The sequence below is a fragment of the Sporosarcina sp. E16_8 genome, assembly GCF_017347095.1.
Lineage (GTDB): Bacteria > Bacillota > Bacilli > Bacillales_A > Planococcaceae > Sporosarcina.
The window spans coordinates 21150-42316 of record NZ_JADPRZ010000024.1; the positions used below are offsets into that span (position 1 = coordinate 21150).

A 21167-nucleotide genomic window follows, 5' to 3' on the forward strand; every position below is an offset into this window, starting at 1 on the left:
TAGAACCGGACAGGGAAAGAATCTGTCCGGTTTTTTTGGTATACTAGAGAAACGTACATTATAAGATTGGGTGGTCAAACATGGATTTCACAACATGGCGTCATGCCTTTAAATTAGATCCTGAAAAAACAGTGACAGACGAACAATTGGAACTGCTTGCCGAATCAGGAACAGATGGAATTATCGTTGGAGGAACGGATGGAGTGACACTCGATAACGTACTTGATTTACTTGTCCGTATTAGAAGGTATTCCGTTTCAGTTGCACTTGAAATATCGACAGTTGACTCAGTGACACCGGGTTTTGATTATTATTTCATCCCAACGGTGCTTAACTCGACGAAAGTCGAATGGATTAATGGCCTCCACCATTCCGCCCTCCGTGAATACGGTCATATGATGGACTGGGATGAAATTCAGCCGGAGGGATATTGTATTATGAACCCTGACTGTAAAGCGGCGAAATTGACCGGCGTAACAGAAGTACCGGACGAGGAGGATGTCATCGCCTATGCTCGCATGGCGGAACATCTATTCAAATTACCCATTTTTTATCTAGAATACAGCGGTATATACGGTGATCCTAGGGTAGTAGAAGCAGCATCACGCGTACTCGAAAAAACACGCCTTTTTTACGGCGGTGGCATTAGAAATGGCGAAGATGCTAAAAAGATGGCTGAAATTGCGGATACGATTATCGTTGGCAACGTCATTTATGAAGATTTCAAGGCGGCACTAGCAACGGTAGACGCAGTGAAATCGGTTTCCCGTTAAGACGAAATCAGTGTATAATAAAAGAACAAATGTTCCGAGAGGGCGATAATAGATGAATAAAATAGCAGAAGATTTACTTATAGGTATGAACCCAGAACAAGCGCGTGCAGTCAAAAAAACTGAGGGTGCACTGCTTATAATGGCAGGTGCTGGCTCCGGTAAAACACGTGTACTGACACATCGGATTGCCTATCTCGTCGTTGAGAAAAATATTTATCCTTCCAATATTCTAGCGATTACATTTACTAATAAGGCTGCACGTGAAATGCGTGATCGTATCGATGGACTGCTTGGTGCGGGCACAGGCGAACGGATGTGGGTTTCAACTTTCCACTCGATGTGTGTTCGAATTTTACGCCGTGATAGCGACCGAATTGGAGTTTCAAAATCGTTTTCGATTCTCGATTCAGCCGATCAATTATCGGTTATTAAAAGCGTTTTGAAAATGTTGAACCTTGATGCGAAACAGTACGAACCGCGTACAATGCTGAACGCAATCAGCTCAGCGAAAAACGAATGCATTGATGCGGAAATGTACCGCGCTCAAATCAACCCCCACAACCCTTACGAAAAAACGATTGCAGATGTTTACGATGGCTATGCAAAACGATTGCGCCAAAACCAATCGTTCGATTTTGACGATTTAATCATGATGACGCTCGTCTTATTCGAACGTGTACCAGATGTCCTTGAATTTTATCAAAACAAATTCCAATACATTCATGTCGATGAATACCAGGATACAAATAATGCACAGTACAGACTAGTTAATATGCTAGCTGCTAAATTTAAAAATTTATGTGTTGTTGGAGACTCTGACCAATCGATTTATAGATGGCGCGGTGCGGACATCGGCAATATTCTATCCTTTGAAAAAGACTATAAAAATGCCGAAATGATCATGCTTGAGCAAAACTATCGTTCGACGCAACGCATCTTACAGGCAGCGAACGACGTCATAACAAATAACAAGAGCCGCTATGATAAAAAGCTTCGTACAGACAATGAAGAAGGCGATTCAATTTATGTCTACAAAGCAAGCGATGAAAAAGATGAATCACAGTTTGTTGTTGGTAAGATCATTGAATTGAAAGAGCAGGAGAAATTAAAGCTAGATCAGTTCGCCGTTCTATATCGTACGAACGCTCAGTCGCGCGTTATCGAGGAATATCTTGTGAAATCGAATCTCGATTACACAATTGTTGGCGGCACGAAGTTCTATGAACGGAAAGAGATCAAGGACTTGCTTGCTTACTTAAAACTCATCTCTAATAATGATGATGATCTTGCGTTGGCCCGGATTATTAATGAGCCGAAGCGCAGTATTGGTGCTACTTCATTCGATAAAATGGCGCGCTTTGCAATTGAACACGACCGCTCAATTTTTGACGCATTACAAGAAGTAGATTTTATGGGCATCACGTCAAGAGCTGCAAATGAAGTTGCCAAGTTTCGAGAGCTTATCGCCGGATTCACACAAATGAAGGAATATTTATCAGTAACTGAACTTGTTGAGCAAATACTTGATAAATCGGGTTACCGCGAAATGCTTCATCGTGAAAAAACAATTGAATCAGAAAGTCGTCTAGAAAATATCGAAGAGTTCCTATCCGTGACAGAAGCTTTTGAAAAACGGGCAGAAGAAGATACTGGTGACAAATCATTACTCGCCTTCTTGACGGATCTTGCACTCATCGCAGATATTGATTCACTTGATAAAGAAGAGAACAAATCTACAGAGAAAATTGTCCTTATGACGATGCACGCAGCAAAGGGTCTCGAATTTCCTGTTGTCTTCATCATCGGAATGGAAGAAAACGTATTCCCTCACTCACGTTCGATGGGCGATGACGAGGAGATGGAGGAAGAAAGGCGTCTTGCATATGTGGGAATCACGCGTGCAGAGCAAAAACTCTATCTCACTTCCGCATCATATCGTACGCTGTATGGACGTGCGAGCTATAACAGCCCTTCGCGTTTCATCGCAGAAATCTCGGATGACATCATGGAAATCGTTTCAAGAAACTCCGGATTCTCCATTGGAGGCGGATCCAAGGCGCACTATGAAGCACCTGTACGATCTGCAGTTAAAAAGCCTGTATATAATACAAGTGGCGGAGACAAAATGGGATGGAGCCCAGGCGACAAAGCGATCCACAAAAAGTGGGGAACCGGTATGGTTGTCAGCGTGAAAGGGGCAGGCGAAGAAGTCGAACTGGACATCGCATTTCCGAATCCAATCGGGGTCAAACGTCTCTTAGCAAAATTTGCACCAATTGAAAAAGCATGATGATGGCTGAAGGGGAGAAAAAATCGATGGATCGACTTGAACTCGAAAAACGAGTAGAAGAATTGAATAACCTGCTTCATCAGTATGGCCATGCTTATTATGTGCTTGATAAACCGCTTACTACTGACGCAATCTATGACCAATATATGCAGGAACTGTTGTCGATTGAAGCGGAATATCCTGACCTCGTTTATCCGGACTCCCCTTCACAGCGTGTAGGTGGCGAGATTCTGAAGGGATTTGGAAAAGTCGTTCACGAGTTTCCGATGCTTAGCCTATCGAATGCGTTCAACGAAGAGGATTTGAGAGAATTCGACAGGCGTGTTAAGACGGCAGCAGGACACGATGTTTCGTATATTTGTGAACTCAAAATAGATGGGCTTGCTATTTCGCTCAGATATGTCGATGGAAAGTTTGTACAAGGCTCAACGCGCGGAGATGGTACGGTCGGGGAAGATATCACGGCAAGTTTGAAAACAATCCGGACAATCCCACTTCGACTGAAAGAATCTGTTGCTATTGAAGTACGCGGCGAGGCCTATATGCCGAAGCAATCGTTCGTGAAATTGAATGCAATGCGCGACGAAGCTGGCGATGAACCGTTCGCGAATCCACGTAACGCAGCGGCGGGCTCACTTCGCCAACTCGATCCAAAAATAGCAGCTAGCCGAAATTTGGCGATATTCGTTTATGGAATCGGTGGCGATGGCAGTGTATATGGACAAGATAACCATTCAGATTCACTAGATTACCTCGCTGTACTTGGATTTGAAACGAACAAGGAACGTGAGAGATGTGACACAATTGATGAAGTGATTGACTATGTCGGGAAGTGGGGGGGAATCCGTTCTTCTCTTGACTATGAAATCGACGGGATTGTTGTAAAAGTTGATGATTTTGAGGACCAGGAACAGCTTGGATTTACAGCTAGAAATCCAAAATGGGCGACTGCTTACAAGTTTCCTGCTGAAGAAGTCGTCACAACATTACTGGATATAGAGCTTAGTGTTGGCAGAACGGGTGTAGTTACCCCAACAGCTATACTTGAACCAGTACTTGTCGCTGGATCGACAGTCGGACGCGCTTCACTGCATAATGAAGATCTCATTAAAGAGAAAGACGTTCGAATCGGCGACACCGTTATTATCCGTAAAGCGGGAGATATTATTCCAGAGGTAGTCGCAGCAATCGTGGAAAAACGTACTGGCGATGAAGTGCCTTTTGAAATGCCGAAGAATTGTCCTGAATGTGATTCAGAACTCGTTCGAATCGAAGAAGAAGTTGCGATACGTTGTGTTAATCCGCAGTGTCCAGCCCAAATGAAAGAAGCAATCATTCACTTCGTGTCCCGGGGTGCGATGAATATCGAAGGAATTGGTGAACGGGTAGTCGACCTATTGTACAAGGCAGATCTTGTCCACGACGTCTCGGACCTATATACGCTGACAAGAGAGCAATTGATCGAACTCGAACGCATGGGTGAAAAATCCGTCTCGAAATTACTAACAGCAATTGAAGCATCCAAAGAAAACTCACTTGAAAAAATGCTATTCGGACTTGGTATTCGCCATGTAGGTGAAAAAGCGGCAGCCATACTTGCAGAGGAGTTTGGAACACTTGCTGATCTAATGGTAGCCGATACAGAGCGACTTATAACCATTCACGAAATCGGGGACAAGGTGGCCCATTCGATTACGACGTACTTTAGTAATGAAAAAGTTCTTGAAGTACTACGAAAGCTGGAGTCTTACGGATTGAATACAGCCTATAAAGGACGCAGGCGGCAAGACGCACCAATTGACGGATTGTTTTCTGGCAAGACTGTCGTCCTAACAGGGAAACTATCGATTTTAACTCGTGGCGAAGCGAAAGAGAAAATCGAAGCATTCGGTGGAAAAGTGAGCGGTAGTGTAAGTAAAAAAACAGATCTCGTAATCGCGGGGGAAGACGCCGGCTCGAAATTGGCGAAAGCTGAGGAGCTTGAAATCACTGTGTGGAATGAAGCAGAGTTGATTGAAGCGCTTGGCGAAAAGGAGTAATTATGATGAAAAAAATAGGTATACTACCTGGGCTTGCAGCCATTCTTCTACTTGGAGGGTGTCTTCCTTCATTCGGAACAGAGAAAGAGGAAGTCATCCAGGAGAATGAAGAAAGCGTTGAAGAGACAGTCATGATACCGGATGTACAATTGAAAGAGGAGTTTTACAAGACACCCATCCCTTTCAAGAAAAGTGCAAGCCGTGGTTTGATCGTCAACAATATAGATACAAAATACGATATACAGGAAGCGGAAGAAGGGCTCTTACGTCTTTCCAATCAGCATTTCAATACGAAAAACCATTACTTCCAAGAAGGGCAACATATTGACAAGGAGACTGCCAGTGCCTGGCTGTCAAGAAGTTCTGCGAATAAAGCCGGTTTGAATCCACCCATCGAGGAAGGCATGAGCGAAGAGACAGCCTCGGAAGTTGCGCCGAATTATCTGGCCCATATCGTCGAACAGAACTACCTCGTTATGACAGATGAAAAGAAACTTCAGCTTGCTGGTATTTCGGTCGGTCTAGCACTCAACTCAATGAGCTATTCGAGAAGTGGAAAAGAGACCGGAATAAACGATAAGGTACTCGAACAGCAAGGCATGAAAATGGCAGAAGAAATCGTTCGACGCCTTCGCACACAGGAAGGGCTATCAGAGATCCCAATTGTAGTCGGACTGTTTAAACAGGAGGAACGCAACTCCATTGTTCCCGGCACATACTTTGCGACAGCTATTGCTGGAAAAGGGCAATCTACACCTACAGGATGGAAAGAAGTTAACGAGAAGTATGTCGTGTTCCCAGCGGCTTCAGAAACTGGAGAATACAGGGATATGAATACAACATTTGATAACTTTAAACAGGATATCGATGCGTATTTCCCGAGTTTCGTTAACGTCATTGGCACCGGATTTTATAAGGACAATAACTTAAAATCACTTGAAATAAAAGTGCCAATCCAATTCTTTGGTACAAGTGAAACGATCGGCTTCACGCAATATATGACGTCACTCGTTAATAAGTATTTCCCGAATGTGCATACAGAAGTAAGTATAACGTCCGTCAACGGACCGGAAGCATTAATCGTGAAAGAGGCCGATGATGATAAGCCATTCGTTCATATTTACGGCTATTGATCAACATAACTTTTCATCATAATAGGAAGATGATATGATTAACCGTACAATTCAAAGAGGAGGAGGAGAAAAAATGACACAATTGACGATAGATGAAGTGAAACGTCACGCAGGTCTTGCAAGAATTGCAATGACAGACGCTGAGGCAGGAATGTTCGCTGAGCAACTCGAAGACATGATTGGATTTTCCAATAAACTCCAAGAAGTGGACACTGAGCAAATTGCTCCAATGACACATCCACTGCCGCTTTACAATGTATTGCGTAAAGATATTGCGACAGACGCGCTAGACAGGGAAAAGATGTTGAAGAGTGTGAAAGACCACGAAGACGGACAAATCAAAGTGCCGACTATCCTTTGATGAATGGATTTAAGGAGGAAGAAAAATGACGTTATTCAAAAAGACGGCAACAGAGCTTCAGTCGCTATTACATAATCGGGAAGTATCTGTCAAAGAACTGACGGCAGAATCACTAAACCGTATTGCACAAATGGATGGACAGGTACAAGCTTTCTTGTCGACGAATGAAGACCAAGCACTAGCTAAAGCAGAAGAATTGGACAAACTACCAATGGACGGACGTGGATCCCTATTCGGTTTGCCAATCGGTCTGAAAGATAATATCGTCACAAAAGGCATTGTTACAACTGCTGCAAGTAAGATGCTAGAAGAATTCGTACCCGTTTACGATGCGACAGTGGTTGATAAAATCAACGAAGCAGGCATGGTAACAATCGGGAAACTAAACATGGACGAATTTGCCATGGGATCGACAACAGAACGCTCTGCATTCAAGACGACACATAATCCATGGAATCTCGACTACGTACCAGGCGGCTCATCAGGCGGTTCTGCGGCAGCAGTTGCAGCTGGCGAAGTGCCGTTCGCACTTGGTTCAGATACAGGCGGCTCCGTCCGTCAACCCGCTGCATTTTGTGGCGTTGTTGGCATGAAGCCAACATATGGCCGCGTATCACGCTCTGGTCTTGTTGCGTTCGCATCATCACTAGACCAAATTGGTCCGATTACGCGCAACGTTGAAGACAATGCATTATTGCTAAGTGCAATTGCAGGCTTAGATCCAAAAGATTCATCTACTTCTCCGCAGGCAGTTCCTGATTTCAGAGCTGCGCTAACTGGCGACATCAAAGGTTTGAAAATCGGTGTTCCAGCTGAGTATTTAGGTGAAGGTGTATCCGCAGAAGCGAAAAATGCAGTGATGGAAGCGCTCAAAGTGCTTGAATCACTTGGTGCTGAGTGGGAAGAAGTTTCACTTCCGCATTCGAAGTATGCATCTCCCGTTTACTATGTCATTTCTTCATCTGAAGCATCATCTAATCTGGCTCGTTTTGACGGTATTCGCTATGGCTATCGTGCTGAAGGCGTCCAGAATCTTGAAGAACTATACGCGCGTTCACGTTCTGAAGCTTTTGGCGATGAAGTGAAAAAACGTATTTTATTCGGTATGTATTCATTAGGAGCAGCTCATCACGAGGACTTATATGTTAAATCGCAAAAAGTACGTACGCTTATTGCACAAGACTTTGCGAATCTTTTTGAGAAATACGATGTAATCATCGGACCTTCATCTGCGACAACGGCTTATAAGATTGGTGAAAAACTTGAAGATCCATTGACGCTGTACGCAAATGACATTTTGACAGTTCCGATTAACCTTGCGGGTGTACCGGCAATTTCGGTACCATGCGGATTTTCGAATGGACTTCCACTAGGTCTTCAAATCATCGGGAAACATTACGATGAAGCGACACTTTACAAAGTGGCACATGCTTACGAACAAGCGACTGATTTCCATACACAAACTCCAGTCATATGGGAGGGGAAATAATAATGAATTTTGAAACGGTAGTAGGGCTTGAAGTCCACGTAGAACTTAAAACAGAATCGAAAATTATGTCTCCAGCTCATGCACATTTCGGTGCGGAACCAAACATGAACATTCATGTTATTGACTTGGCTTATCCGGGTGTTTTACCGGTGATGAACGAACTTGCAGTTGATTTTGGTATGAAAGCTGCAATGGCACTTAACTGTGAAATTGCGCCAATCACTAATTTCGACCGAAAGCATTACTTCTACCCCGATAATCCTAAAGCTTACCAAATCTCTCAAGATGACCGACCAATTGGTGCAAATGGTTGGGTCGAAATTGAAGTAGACGGTAAAAAGAAAAAGATTCGTATTGAACGCGTTCACCTTGAGGAAGATGCAGGGAAATTGACACATTCCGATGAAGGTCACTCACTTGTCGACTTAAACAGACAAGGTGTACCCTTAATTGAAATTGTGACAGAAGCTGATGTACGGTCTCCGGAAGAAGCGTATGCTTTCCTTGAAAAATTGAAAGCTATCATCCAATACACAGGTGTTTCCGATGTCCGTATGGAAGAAGGATCACTCCGTTGTGACGCCAACATTTCAATCCGTCCGTTTGGACAAGAGGAATTTGGTACGAAAACGGAATTGAAAAACTTGAACTCATTCAACTTTGTACGCAGAGGAATTGCATATGAAGTGGATCGCCAAGTAGATGTCCTGTTATCCGGCGGTAAAATCGAACAGCAAACACGTCGTTACGATGAAGCAACAGGTAAAACACTTCTTATGCGTGTCAAAGGCCCAGCGAATGATTATCGCTTTATCCCTGAACCTGACTTGACAGATATTCATATCGACGAAGAATGGATTGCGCGTGTTCGTGCTGAAATACCAGAACTTCCGGATGCACGTAAGGAACGTTATATCAACGACCTTGATTTACCTGCTTACGATGCAATGGTTTTGACATTGACAAAAGATATGTCCGATTTCTTTGAAGCAACTGTTACGGCCGGAGCCGATGCGAAACTTGCATCTAACTGGCTAATGGGTGAAGTTTCGGCTTATCTAAATGCAGAGTCAAAAGAACTTGATGCGACAGCGTTAACGCCTGAAGGACTTGCAAGTATGATCAAGCTCATTACAGATGGTACGATTTCATCGAAAATCGCGAAAAAAGTATTTAAGGAATTAATTGACAACGGCGGAGACGCAGCAGACATCGTCAAAGAAAAAGGACTCGTCCAAATTTCTGATGAAGGCACGCTCCGTACAATCGTCACCGAAATATTAGATGCGAATGAACAATCAATCGAAGACTATAAAAACGGGAAAGAGCGCGCAGTCGGCTTCCTCGTTGGTCAAATTATGAAAGCGACGAAGGGGCAAGCAAACCCGCCACTCGTCAATAAAATCCTTCTCGAGGAAATCGGGAAAAGGTAACTAGAAAAGCGCAAGGCGCCGTTAAAAATGAACGCAGCCTAAGTGCGCCACTTCCTGTGGCACCAGCTGCATGACCTACATCCTGTAGGCCTGCGACTGACTTATGACCCGAGCGTCTGGCGCCTGGAGCCTAGACACCACTTTAAGGTGAAAACGTATTATTTCTTATTTTTACAATGAGACGCTCTGTATAAGACTTTTCCAAGTCCCTGTATAGAGCGTCTTTTTCTAATCTCGTAATTTGATTCGTGGGAAGCGACGACGTACAATTGAAGAAAAGGAGTGTGGATAGTTAATGAAAACTGAAAAACAATACTTTGATGAAGCCATTTCACTCGAACTGTATATGAACAAGATGGAAAAACATAAAGAAGAAAGTTTTCGCATTTATGAACAATTCGAAGTGCCTGCAGATGATGAATTCATCGCGCTATTAAAAGAAAAGAAACCGAATATCCTAGTTATTACGGAAGATTGGTGCGGCGACGCAATGATGAATAATCCAGTTCTTCGTAGAATAGCGGAAGCCGCGGGTCTTGACGTACGTACTGCGTACCGTGATGCTGAAACAGACTTAATCGACAAACATCTGACAAACGGAGGTAGGTCGATTCCTGTATACTTATTGCTAGGTGAAGACGGGGAAGTCGAAGCGAAATGGGGACCGCGAGCTGCTGCTATTCAAGAATATGTTTTAGAACTGCGCAAAGACTTACCAGCAGCGGATTCACCAGCGTATAAAGAAAAACAGCAGGCATTCATTGAGCGCATTACTGCCGAATATACATCTAAGCCAGAGCTCTGGTTGACTGTATACGATGACATCCGTAAAACTTTCTTGCCGGTATTGCAGAAGCAATCTTAAGCGCCGGGTAGTGTGTCTTATTAATGGGGCATTTTGCTAATCAATAAAAAAACATATGTACGAATAGAGGGAATTCGGATGAAACGAGCAAGAATTATTTATAATCCGACGTCGGGACGCGAAGCATTCCGCAAACACCTGGCTGAGGTACTCGAGAAGCTCGAAAAGGCAGGCTATGAGACATCGTGTCATGCGACAACGTGTGAAGGAGATGCAACAGAAGCGGCTAAACATGCTGTAGAATCTGGTTTTGACCTTATAATTGCCTCCGGCGGGGATGGTACACTGAACGAAGTCATTGCGGGTGTAAGTCCGTTCGACAAACGTCCTAGAGTCGGGCTTATTCCTACGGGAACGACGAACGACTTTGCACGTGCGCTGCGCATTCCTCGTGATATTAACGAAGCGGTAGATATTATCATTCGTGGAGAAACGATTCCTGTTGACGTTGGTTTAATGAACGACCGTCACTTTATTAACATTGCAGGTGGCGGCAGATTGACCGAATTGACATATGATGTCCCAAGTAGATTGAAGACGGTACTTGGGCAGCTTGCGTATTATTTAAAAGGTATTGAGATGTTGCCGTCAATCCACTCTACACACGTCAAGATTGAATACGATGGAGAAGTTTTTGATGATGAAGCAATGATGTTTCTTGTCGGCTTAACGAATTCAGTCGGTGGCTTCGAAAAACTTGCCCCTGATTCAAGTATTAATGACGGGAAATTTACTTTGCTCATCCTGAAAAAGTGTAATATTGCTGAATTCATACGTGTTGTTTCGCTAGCACTTAGAGGTGAGCATCTCGATGATCCGCTTGTGATTTCAACTAAAGCTGAAAAAATTACAGTGACATCAACTGAAAAAGTCCTTCTAAACCTAGACGGTGAATACGGTGGGGTATTGCCGGCGAGGTTCGAAAATCTTTACAGGCATATTGAGATGTTTGTTCCGATGGGTGAAATTCGGAAAGAGGATCGAATAGATCTACCAGATTTTTCTGTAGAGTCGTAAAGAGTAGTAAGGGTTAGGTATTTAGCGGATTGGACAAAATAAGCTGTATGGATGCCACTAGTGGACATCCATACAGCTTATTTTTCTTGAATATAAATTTTTCGCCTTTGAACAGTGTCTAGGCTCCAGGTGCCAACCTCCTGGTCAGAAGTCGTTTGGGGAGGGATTTGAACTAGATTCCTCCTGTTTGGGGCTGAAGTACGGCGCATTGCGCATATCCTAGATGAAATCAATTGCCTGGCCTTGATTGGCAGCCAGTTCCGGTAGGTCGTTTACGGATACCCATCGATGACAAAAAGTCATACCATCGTCTTTGCCGCCTCCGTCTACGCGATGTTCCCATTTAGCATGTTCTTCGCCTATAAATGCAAGGTGGAAGATATTTCTTTCATAGATGACATGCTTATGTTCAGGAAAATAGTTTGATTTATTTACTTTTCCTTTTAACTCTAAATCAATGCGCTGTATGCCTGTTTCTTCTTCAATTTCTCGGTATAATGCATCTAACAATAACTCGTCCTTTTCGATTGTACCACCAGGGACTTGCAAGCCAGCATCAGGATTATCTTTTTGCTCGAACACAAGAATTTGACGTTCGGCACCTTCACCTTTTGTTATATAAGCTAATACTCTTCTTTTCAATTTCATTGTGTCCACCTCAACTTAGTTTATTAATGATACACAATACTCTGCTTAATTACAAGTAGGTACTTTGCTACTATTATAAAAGTGTTCTTGTAAATCGTATAAAATCATAACTAACCAATGGTATAGAGAGTAGACAATAGAATTAGGATGTATTTGAAAGGATGTGTTGGCAGTGTACAAAATACATGAAAAACGACTTATGTGGCTTGCATTTGTTATTGCAGGAATTATGCTGTTATCAATTGGCGGTAAAATCTTCGGGAGCTAAAGGGGGATACGTAGATGGGCAATGAAGAAGCAGTCTTCTTTTCAAGGATCCTAACTGAAACGACTTTATCATTCCATATTATTTATGCAACAATCGGCGTCGGAGTACCGCTGATGATTATGATTGCACAATGGGTTGGCATAAAGAAAAACGATGATCATTATATTTTACTTGCACGTCGTTGGGCACGAGGTTTTATCATTACAGTTGCCGTTGGTGTCGTAACAGGAACAGCGATTGGATTACAATTATCCTTGTTATGGCCTAATTTCATGGAACTTGCAGGGAATGTTATTGCACTTCCGTTATTTATGGAGACGTTTGCATTCTTTTTTGAAGCCATCTTCCTTGGCATTTACTTATATACATGGGATCGATTTGAGAACCAGAAGAAACATTTTCTGTTACTTATTCCGGTTGCCATCGGAGCGTCCTTTTCGGCGGTATTCATTACAATCGTTAACGCATTCATGAATGCACCAAGAGGTTTTGATATCGTTAATGGTGAATTCGTTAACGTTAATCCGCTTCTTGCGATGTTCAATCCGGCGATGCCGACGAAAGTGGCGCATGTTGTTGCGACTTCTTATATGACAGCTGCTTTTGTGCTTGCAGCGATTGCAGCATTCCGTCTGTTGAAAGGTTCAAATCATGAGTACCATAAAAAAGCACTTTATCTTACGATGAAAGTCGGTCTCGTTTTCGCGATTGTATCAGCAATTATCGGTGACTTCTCAGGGAAGTATTTAGCTGAGTATCAGCCTGAAAAACTAGCTGCTGCAGAATGGCATCTTGAAACGAGTGAAAATGCACCGCTGATCATGTACGGCATACTTAAAGATGGAGAAGTTAAATATGCCATCAAAATACCATACGCATTATCATTCCTTGCACATGGTAGCTTTACGCAAGAGGTAGCTGGTCTGGATCAATTCCCTGAAGATGAAGTTCCGCCGCTTTATATCCATTACTTATTCGACATTATGGTGTCAATTGGTATTTGGATGACCCTTCTCGCGGGCGTATTTTGGTTAGGTGTTCAACGAGGCTGGAAAATGGTTTCGGCGAAATGGTTCCGCTGGCTTATCGTACTCGGCGGTCCACTATCAATAGTAGCGATTGAAGCAGGCTGGTGGCTCGCTGAAGTGGGGAGACAACCATGGATTCTAAGAGGTGTCATGCGGACGGAGGACGCCGCTACGACGAGCGGACATGTTGACTCGATGCTTGTCTTGTTCTGCTTGCTCTATCTTGTCCTAGGAGTCGGTAGTGTAGTTGTACTGAGAAGAATGTTCCGCAATAATCCAGTTGAACGTGAAATTGAAGATCGTGATACGGAGAAAGGCGGCGACGTGCTATGACACTCGAAATACTAGGCATATCGGTTCTATGGACTTTCCTGTTTGGTTATATTTTGATCGGTGCCATTGATTTTGGCGCAGGTTTTTTCAATGCTTACAGCACGCTCACTGGCCGTCAGCATATTTTAACGAACATCATCCAGCGCTATTTATCGCCTGTATGGGAAGTAACAAACGTTTTCTTGGTGTTCTTCTTTGTCGGGATCATTGGGTTTTTCCCGAAAACAGCGTTTTATTATGGAACGACATTATTAATCCCCGTCAGCATCGGGATTATCTTACTGGCCATCCGTGGTTCCTATTATGCATTTGAGACGTATGGCGCGCGTGGACACAAAGGATATTCGTTTATGTACGGTCTTGCCGGAATACTTATTCCAGCATCACTATCCATCGTACTAACCATTTCTGAAGGCGGATTTATCGACATGGTGAATGGCAATCCCGTTCTCGATTATTGGAAACTGTTCACCAGTCCGTTGACGTGGGCGATTGTTGTGCTGAGCATCGCTGCAACGCTCTATATATCGGCGGTATTCTTGACCTGGTATGCGAATAAAGCACGTGACAAGGAAGCGACAAATATGATTCGGAAATATGCGCTTATCTGGGCGTTGCCAACGATAATTACCGCAGGTGGTATCATTGTTGAACTCAGAAATCATAATCCCGAACATTACAGCAATATCCAAAACTTTTGGCCGATGTTCCTCATATCGTTCCTTATGTTTATCGGAACGCTGTGGTTAATCTGGAAACGCCGTAATTACGGACTCGCCTTCCTGTTACTTGTAGGCCAGTTCGCATTTGCCTTCTTTGGCTATGGTGCGTCCCATTATCCATACTTGTTGTACCCGTATTTGACGATTTACGACAGCTTCACGAACCCAGCCATGGCCATCTCGCTTATTGTCGTGTTCATCATGGGACTTGGGCTACTGATTCCGTCATTGTATTTGCTCATGCGCCTATTCCTATTCGATAAAGACTACGTTCGCGGAAAAGGCGACTATCACGCTTAAGGGGGAAAGGTACATGAATCACTTTTTAATGTTTTACGCACCCTTCATCGTCCTCATTGGGGGACTCGTCGTTGCATTTGTTATTGGACCTATGGACGGAGCCGTAAAGAAACAAATTAAAAACGAAAAGTAATAGAGGCAGGCGTCGATTATGGCGTCTGTTTTTTGTTGTACGATTAAAAAGACTGGCGACCGATCATATACGCGTGCGTACCGATCATATAAGCTAGTTGAGCGATTAAATGTGTGTGCTAACCGAGCATTTCCAGCCTTAAAGTACACGGATTGTCTAATAGATGCCATCGCGACATCTGTTTTTTCAGCCTTAGCATGGTAAACTAAAGACATCTGAAATTTGGAGGAACATATAATGTCATATAGTGTAAATAGAAACGACCGTCTCAACGTCTACGTAGAAGATTTAACGCACGATGGTTCGGGTGTAGCCAAAGTGGACGGCTATCCGCTTTTCATCCCCGGCGCGCTGCCAGGTGAAGAAGTTGATATTCAAGTAGGTAAAACATTGAAAAGTTACGGCTTTGCCAGGTTGTTAAACATTACAAAAGCATCGCCTGACCGTGTAAAACCGCCTTGTAATGTGTTCTCAAAATGCGGAGGATGCCAGATGCAACACTTGTCTTACGAAGGCCAACTGGTGCAAAAACGTAAAACGGTACGCGATGTTATGGATCGCATCGGGAAACTACCGCATGTGCCAGTGCACCCTGTAAAAGGGATGGACGACCCTTGGCGCTACCGCAATAAATCACAAATACCTTTCAGTGAGCGAGACGGTAAAGTCATTTCTGGATTTTACAAATCGCGTACACATGACATCGTCGATACAGACATCTGTCTTATTCAAAGTCACGAGGCAGATGACCTAATGGCTATGTTGAAATATGAGCTGCATGCAATTGGTGTTGATGCCTATGATGAAAAAACTCACCTTGGTCTGCTTCGTCACTTAATTGTCCGTACAGGACGTGCTTCAGGTGAAGTGATGGTTATTTTAGTAACACGCAAAAAGAAATTCACACAAAAAGATGCAGCCATCGAACTTATTAAACGGGTTGTTCCGAATGTAACGTCAATTATGCAAAACTTTAACACCGAGAGAACGAACGTTATTTTAGGTGATGAAACTGTTTTGCTATACGGGAAACCGGTTATTGTCGATTCAATTGGCAATATCGATTTCGAAATATCTGCACGCTCTTTCTATCAAGTGAACCCTGAACAGACGGAAGTTCTTTACGGACAGGCACTGGAATATGCACAGTTAACGGGAGAAGAATCCGTCATTGATGCATATTGTGGTATCGGTACAATCTCATTGTTCATCGCACAAAAAGCGAAAGAAGTATATGGCGTCGAAATCGTTCCTGAAGCGATTGAAGACGCTAAGCGTAACGCGGAATTAAACGGCATCAATAACGCTCATTTCGAAGCAGGACCTGCTGAAGTCGTCATTCCGAAATGGTATGCGGATGGCAAGCGATTCGACGTGCTGGTTGTCGATCCACCACGTAAAGGCTGCGACGAAGAGTTGTTGCAAACGATTTTGGAGTATAAACCGAAGCGTGTTGTCTACGTATCATGTAATCCCGGTACGCTTGCACGGGATTTGCGCATTCTTGAAGATGGTGGGTATCGTACGCAGGAAATACAGCCGGTTGATATGTTCCCACATTCGAGTCACGTAGAGTGTGTGGCTTGGTTGGAGATTTGAAATAAAATATTGAATAAAAGGTGAAGAATCGATTTTAAAATGATTCTTCACCTTTTATGTTGAGTGGTTTAAGCAAATATCATAACCATATATCGAACATTTATGATGGTACAAATTGGTGAAATTCATGAGACAATAAGAGCAGACAAGGAATTGAAGTTTCAGTAGGGTTAAGCTGATTGCTATGGCACATAATTAGTAGGGATGAAAAAATTAGGAGGAAGTCAATATGACCAAGGGAAACAAGCAGTTGTCACTTGAACAACGTGAAGAATTACTCACACTATTGAAAGCACGTTTTGAGCAAAACATGAATCGCCATACAGAACTAGAATGGGCTAAAGTCCAAGAGAAGCTGGAAGCTAATACTGAAAAACTATGGTCGCTTAATGAGATGGAAATAACCGGAGGAGAACCGGATGTTGTTGGTCATGATAAAAAGTCGGGCGAATATATTTTTTATGACTGTTCAGCAGAAAGCCCTAAAGGCCGCAGAAGTGTTTGTTACGACCTTGAAGCACTGGAGTCAAGGAAAAAACATAAACCAGAAAATAACGCTATTGATATGGCTGCCGACATGGGCATTGAGCTTTTAACCGAAGAGCAATACCGGGAGCTACAGGAACTTGGAAATTTCGATTTGAAAACATCGAGCTGGGTGCAAACACCTGCTGATATTAGAAAGCTGGGTGGGGCTATCTTTTGTGATTATCGCTACGACACGATCTTTGTGTATCACAATGGAGCTGAGTCCTACTATGCCGCCAGGGGTTTCCGTGGCTCGCTAAGGGTCTGAATTAAAAGGGTGAGTGATTGGTACCTTTTAAGAGAAGTCAAAAGAGTGAAGATACACCGGGAATAGTGGTGTATCTTTTTTTACATCTTGCATATTCAAAAAACTGATTGTATTAAAATGCACTAAAGGTTATAATTATAAAAACGTTGCAATTATAGGAGTGAATACTGATGAAAAGAAAAAATACAATTATTATAGGTGCTGCTGGAAGGGATTTTCATAATTTTAATACGGTTTATCGTGATAATGAAGCGTATAACGTTGTTGCTTTTACGGCAACGCAAATACCTGATATAGATGGACGAAAATATCCAAGTGAATTAGCTGGTGAACTATATCCTGAAGGAATTCCAATTTATTCACAAGACCAATTACCAAAGCTGATCGAAGAGTTACAAGTGGATGAATGTGTTTTTGCTTATAGCGACATTAGTTACGATGCTGTGATGGGCGTTGGTGCGATTGTGAATGCAGCGGGTGCTGACTTCACGCTACTTGGACCAAAAGGCACGCAGTTAAAGAGCAATAAACCGGTTATTTCGGTTTGTGCTGTGCGAACTGGGACTGGTAAAAGCCAAACGTCACGAAAAATTATCGAAACGTTATTGGAGCATGGTTTAAAAGTTGTTGCTGTGAGACATCCGATGCCTTATGGCGATTTAAATGCTCAGCGCGTTCAACGTTTTGCGACAGTGGAGGATTTGAAGAAACATAATTGTACAATCGAAGAAATGGAAGAGTATGAACCACATGTTGATCGTGGAAACATTGTTTATGCTGGTGTTGATTATGCAGATATTTTAGCGGCAGCTGAAAATGATCCGGATGGCTGTGACGTTATTTTATGGGACGGGGGAAATAATGATTTCTCTTTCTTCAAGCCTGATTTAGCGGTTACTGTCTTAGATCCACATCGTCCAGGTCATGAGTTGAAATACTATCCTGGTGAGGTTAGTTTACGAACAGCAGATGTTGCCATTATTAACAAAATTGATAGTGCAACACCAGAAGCTATTCAAATCGTAGAAAATAATATCAAATTTGCAAGCCCTACCAGCACTGTTATTAAAGCTGAGTCAAAGATTACGGTTGATAATCCAGAAATTATTAGTGGTAAACGTGTATTAGTCGTTGAAGATGGTCCTACGTTGACTCATGGAGAGATGAAAATTGGCGCGGGTACAGTTGCGGCTCAACGTTTAGGTGCGAAGGAAATGATTGACCCACGTCCATTTGCAGTAGGTTCATTAATCGAAACATTTAACAAATATCAACATATTCAAAATGTTCTTCCAGCGATGGGTTACGGCGAACAACAATTGAAAGATCTTGAAGAAACCATCAATAATGCCGACTGTGATGCCGTGATCATTGGAACACCGATGGATTTATCTCGAATCATTTCTATTAATAAACCATATACGCGTGTACATTATGATTTAGATGAAGTGGGTAGCCCTAATTTAAGCGGAATTTTAAAAGGTTTTATCCAAGAACATAAGCTTGTTTAGTAAATATCTGATATGAACACTAGCATGCAAACAGACAGTAAATAACAAATGAAGGCGCAGAGGTTCTCTAGAGAATCTCTGCGCCTTCATTTGTTGTTTTTGAAATCAATGGTTACTGAAAAGTATGGGGAATTCCTACCTTAAACTAGCTGACATGCCCATTTGTGTAATGCAGAAATACTTGCGGCAAGTACAAACTTTGTTTGCGGTATATTTCGCACCAACTAAGCTTATAGTCGATGATATAGAGTGACGGGTGCCAGGTTCTTATTGAATTGTGAACTGTTTTAGAACCTGGTACCTTTCACAATTTTATATTAAGAAGTTACTTCCTTATTGATGTTTAGTACTTGTTGAAGTGTACTTAGTTGTTCATCGTTTAATGGAATCATAGGTAAGCGGACACCACCGACAGGGATTCCTTTTAAATTCAAAGCTGCTTTTACTGGTGCTGGATTTGGAGCAGCAAAAAGTGCTTTCATGATTGGCAGTAGTCTACGATGATCCCTGGCAGCCTCATGAATATTGCCGCTTTTGAAATGACCAATCATCGTTTGCATTTCATTCCCTATAACATGGGACGCTACAGAAATGACACCGATACCGCCAATCGATAGGACTGGAATCGTTAAACCATCATCACCGCTATACAATGAAAAATCTTCAGGTGTATGATTAATAATTTCGGCCATCATATCTAAATTTCCGCTTGCCTCTTTAATAGACACGATATTTGGTATTTTTGAAAGGCGAATGACTGTTTCAACAGATATGTTGACAACACTGCGTCCGGGAACGTTATAAAGCAAAATTGGTAAAGATGTGACCTCCGCAATTGTCTTAAAGTGTTGATATAATCCTTCTTGGCAAGGGTTATTATAGTATGGGGCAACGAGCATAATCCCATCGACACCTACATCTTCTGCAAGAATTGTTAGTTCAATGGATCCTCTTGTGTTGTTCGAGCCTGTACCAGCAATCACCGGAACTCTTCCATTTACAACGTCCACTGTAAACTTGAATAAATTGACCTTTTCTTCATCTGTTAACGTTGGAGATTCTCCTGTTGTACCAGATACCACTAAGCCTTCTGTTCCATTAGCAATTAAATAATTAATTAAGATTTTTGTAGCTTGAAAATCAATTTCACCATTGTCATCAAAAGGAGTCACCATAGCAGTTAATACTTGTCCGAAATTCATTATTTCTCCACATCCTATAATTTATTTTAAAAAAATAGAGGAAGAAGGGCGGTTTGTGAATTGACGCAAAAAAGCAACAACGAGGGCTCGTTGTTGCAAAAGAAATAATAAATTATTTCTTTGCATAAGATAGCCCTCCATATAGTTTCCTATATGACAATTCTGTGTTTATTCAGCACAGAACCAGCTTCAAGAAAATGAGTTTCTCTCCACTTCGGCAAATGCCCCTTTCCACAATTGTCATAGGATCTCATTATCCTCTGATTGTGTACTGATGGTCTTTGCGCCTCTATCCTTACTTCAAAGTTTTTGAAATAAGTGAATTTCTAATTACTCAAACTTTACCTCTATTCTAATGCAATTGCAAGTGAAGGGTGTCAGGTTCTAAAATAATTCTGAATTTAATGAGGGCTTGGTATTCTTTTAAATGTTATACAACTAGTAGCAATCATCCTATTAACCCATAGGATAGATATAATTATAGTCATAATGAAAAGGGGAATGTAATGAGTATTCATTATCCTAGGTATAATATGAGTCAGCCTAGTATTGTTGCGTTTGCTCAGGGAGATGTAACCGGAGATGGAGTAACTGATCATGTCTATTTAACTGGCATAAAGACTTCAGATAGTCCATTTATTCAAAATATAACCCTTCACGTTAAGGATGGAAGAACAGGCAAGTTAACAAGTATCCTACTACGTGAAAATGTAGGCTATAATCCAACCTTATTTTTGGGTGATTTTACTGGAGATGGTGTAGCGGATATTTTAATAGGTATTGCCACAGGTGGTAGTGGTGGAATTATGTACTATTATGTTTTTTCCTTTGTTGATAATAAAGCAAAATTACTTTTTGATTTTAATGTTTATAATGATCGATACGAATATGATGTTACTTATCAAGACAATTATAAAGTTGAAGTTGTCAGCAAGGTAAATGATAATAAGTACATTATAGACATTTCTAATAGAGGTGCTGAGTATTTAGCTGAAATATATACTGAAAATGGAAAATTGAAAAGCCCGATAACTGGTTTTGTGAACCCTTTGAGTGGCTTGTATCCAGTAGATTTTAATTCAAATAAAGTTTATGAGCTTTTAGCCTATCAAAAAATTGCTGGAAGATATAATGCGGATTCGTTAGGGTTTATTTTGAACACATTAGGATGGAAAGATAATAAATTTGTTTTGCAAAATCAGTATTTAGCTATTTTTGGATCTTAGG

The 21167-nt window shown here is 42.1% G+C and carries 18 protein-coding genes and 1 riboswitch; of the genes, 16 read left to right on the forward strand and 2 right to left on the reverse strand.

Going from position 1 to position 21167, the window contains the following annotated elements; translation table 11 throughout:
- The first annotated feature begins 80 nt into the window (after window positions 1-80).
- The 9 genes from pcrB (at window position 81) to I2484_RS13650 (ending at window position 11400) form a co-directional block, all read left to right on the forward strand.
- Window positions 81-773 (forward strand): heptaprenylglyceryl phosphate synthase, encoded by a 693-nt coding sequence (pcrB, locus tag I2484_RS13610; RefSeq protein ID WP_207151584.1) that lies wholly within the window; start codon window positions 81-83, stop codon window positions 771-773.
- Between the two features lie 52 nt (window positions 774-825).
- A complete protein-coding gene (gene pcrA, locus I2484_RS13615; protein ID WP_207151585.1) occupies window positions 826-3063 on the forward strand; it encodes a DNA helicase PcrA in 2238 nt (745 codons plus the stop codon).
- A gap of 26 nt (window positions 3064-3089) precedes the next feature.
- On the forward strand, window positions 3090-5102 hold the full coding sequence (gene ligA / locus I2484_RS13620) for an NAD-dependent DNA ligase LigA (RefSeq protein ID WP_207151586.1): 2013 nt from the start codon (window positions 3090-3092) through the stop codon (window positions 5100-5102).
- A gap of 5 nt (window positions 5103-5107) precedes the next feature.
- Window positions 5108-6235, forward strand: a complete 1128-nt coding sequence (locus I2484_RS13625) for a CamS family sex pheromone protein (protein ID WP_207151587.1) — start codon at window positions 5108-5110, stop codon at window positions 6233-6235.
- A 73-nt stretch (window positions 6236-6308) separates the two neighbouring features.
- Window positions 6309-6596, forward strand: coding sequence for an Asp-tRNA(Asn)/Glu-tRNA(Gln) amidotransferase subunit GatC (gene gatC / locus I2484_RS13630; protein ID WP_207151588.1), 288 nt, complete (start codon window positions 6309-6311; stop codon window positions 6594-6596).
- Window positions 6597-6621: 25 nt separating this feature from the next.
- Window positions 6622-8085, forward strand: coding sequence for an Asp-tRNA(Asn)/Glu-tRNA(Gln) amidotransferase subunit GatA (gene gatA, locus I2484_RS13635; RefSeq protein ID WP_207151589.1), 1464 nt, complete (start codon window positions 6622-6624; stop codon window positions 8083-8085).
- Between the two features lie 2 nt (window positions 8086-8087).
- A complete protein-coding gene (gene gatB / locus I2484_RS13640; protein WP_207151590.1) occupies window positions 8088-9518 on the forward strand; it encodes an Asp-tRNA(Asn)/Glu-tRNA(Gln) amidotransferase subunit GatB in 1431 nt (476 codons plus the stop codon).
- Window positions 9519-9813: 295 nt separating this feature from the next.
- Window positions 9814-10383, forward strand: coding sequence for a thioredoxin family protein (locus tag I2484_RS13645; RefSeq protein WP_207151591.1), 570 nt, complete (start codon window positions 9814-9816; stop codon window positions 10381-10383).
- A 78-nt stretch (window positions 10384-10461) separates the two neighbouring features.
- Complete coding sequence (locus I2484_RS13650; RefSeq protein WP_207151592.1) at window positions 10462-11400, forward strand: diacylglycerol kinase; 939 nt, start codon at window positions 10462-10464, stop codon at window positions 11398-11400.
- Window positions 11401-11619: 219 nt separating this feature from the next.
- Here I2484_RS13650 and I2484_RS13655 read toward each other — a convergent pair whose 3' ends face one another.
- Window positions 11620-12048 carry an NUDIX hydrolase gene (locus tag I2484_RS13655; protein WP_207151593.1) on the reverse strand — a complete coding sequence of 143 codons (429 nt, stop codon included), beginning with the start codon at window positions 12046-12048 and terminating at the stop codon, window positions 11620-11622.
- 282 nt (window positions 12049-12330) lie between these two features.
- Here I2484_RS13655 and I2484_RS13660 point away from each other — a divergent pair, with 282 nt between their 5' ends.
- The 6 genes from I2484_RS13660 (at window position 12331) to I2484_RS13680 (ending at window position 18738) form a co-directional block, all read left to right on the forward strand.
- The gene (locus I2484_RS13660; protein WP_207151594.1) at window positions 12331-13677 is read left to right on the forward strand and encodes a cytochrome ubiquinol oxidase subunit I; all 1347 of its coding nucleotides are present in this window, start codon (window positions 12331-12333) and stop codon (window positions 13675-13677) included.
- Window positions 13674-14699 carry a cytochrome d ubiquinol oxidase subunit II gene (locus I2484_RS13665; protein WP_207151595.1) on the forward strand — a complete coding sequence of 342 codons (1026 nt, stop codon included), beginning with the start codon at window positions 13674-13676 and terminating at the stop codon, window positions 14697-14699. The genes I2484_RS13660 and I2484_RS13665 overlap by 4 nt, the downstream gene beginning before the upstream one ends.
- A gap of 13 nt (window positions 14700-14712) precedes the next feature.
- Complete coding sequence (cydS, locus tag I2484_RS22005; RefSeq protein WP_481886410.1) at window positions 14713-14832, forward strand: cytochrome bd oxidase small subunit CydS family protein; 120 nt, start codon at window positions 14713-14715, stop codon at window positions 14830-14832.
- Window positions 14833-15069: 237 nt separating this feature from the next.
- Window positions 15070-16431 (forward strand): 23S rRNA (uracil(1939)-C(5))-methyltransferase RlmD, encoded by a 1362-nt coding sequence (rlmD, locus tag I2484_RS13670; RefSeq protein ID WP_207151596.1) that lies wholly within the window; start codon window positions 15070-15072, stop codon window positions 16429-16431.
- Between the two features lie 229 nt (window positions 16432-16660).
- Window positions 16661-17227: a DUF4256 domain-containing protein gene (locus I2484_RS13675; protein WP_207151597.1), complete on the forward strand. Its 567-nt coding sequence runs from the start codon at window positions 16661-16663 to the stop codon at window positions 17225-17227.
- 170 nt (window positions 17228-17397) lie between these two features.
- Window positions 17398-18738: a cyclic 2,3-diphosphoglycerate synthase gene (locus I2484_RS13680; RefSeq protein WP_207151598.1), complete on the forward strand. Its 1341-nt coding sequence runs from the start codon at window positions 17398-17400 to the stop codon at window positions 18736-18738.
- A 317-nt stretch (window positions 18739-19055) separates the two neighbouring features.
- Here the strand turns inward: I2484_RS13680 and dapA are convergent, their stop codons facing one another.
- Window positions 19056-19940 (reverse strand): 4-hydroxy-tetrahydrodipicolinate synthase, encoded by an 885-nt coding sequence (dapA, locus tag I2484_RS13685; protein WP_207151599.1) that lies wholly within the window; start codon window positions 19938-19940, stop codon window positions 19056-19058.
- 122 nt (window positions 19941-20062) lie between these two features.
- A riboswitch (Lysine riboswitch) is annotated at window positions 20063-20240 on the reverse strand.
- A gap of 206 nt (window positions 20241-20446) precedes the next feature.
- Here dapA and I2484_RS13690 point away from each other — a divergent pair.
- Window positions 20447-21166 (forward strand): VCBS repeat-containing protein, encoded by a 720-nt coding sequence (locus tag I2484_RS13690; RefSeq protein WP_207151600.1) that lies wholly within the window; start codon window positions 20447-20449, stop codon window positions 21164-21166.
- Window position 21167 lies beyond the last annotated feature (1 nt).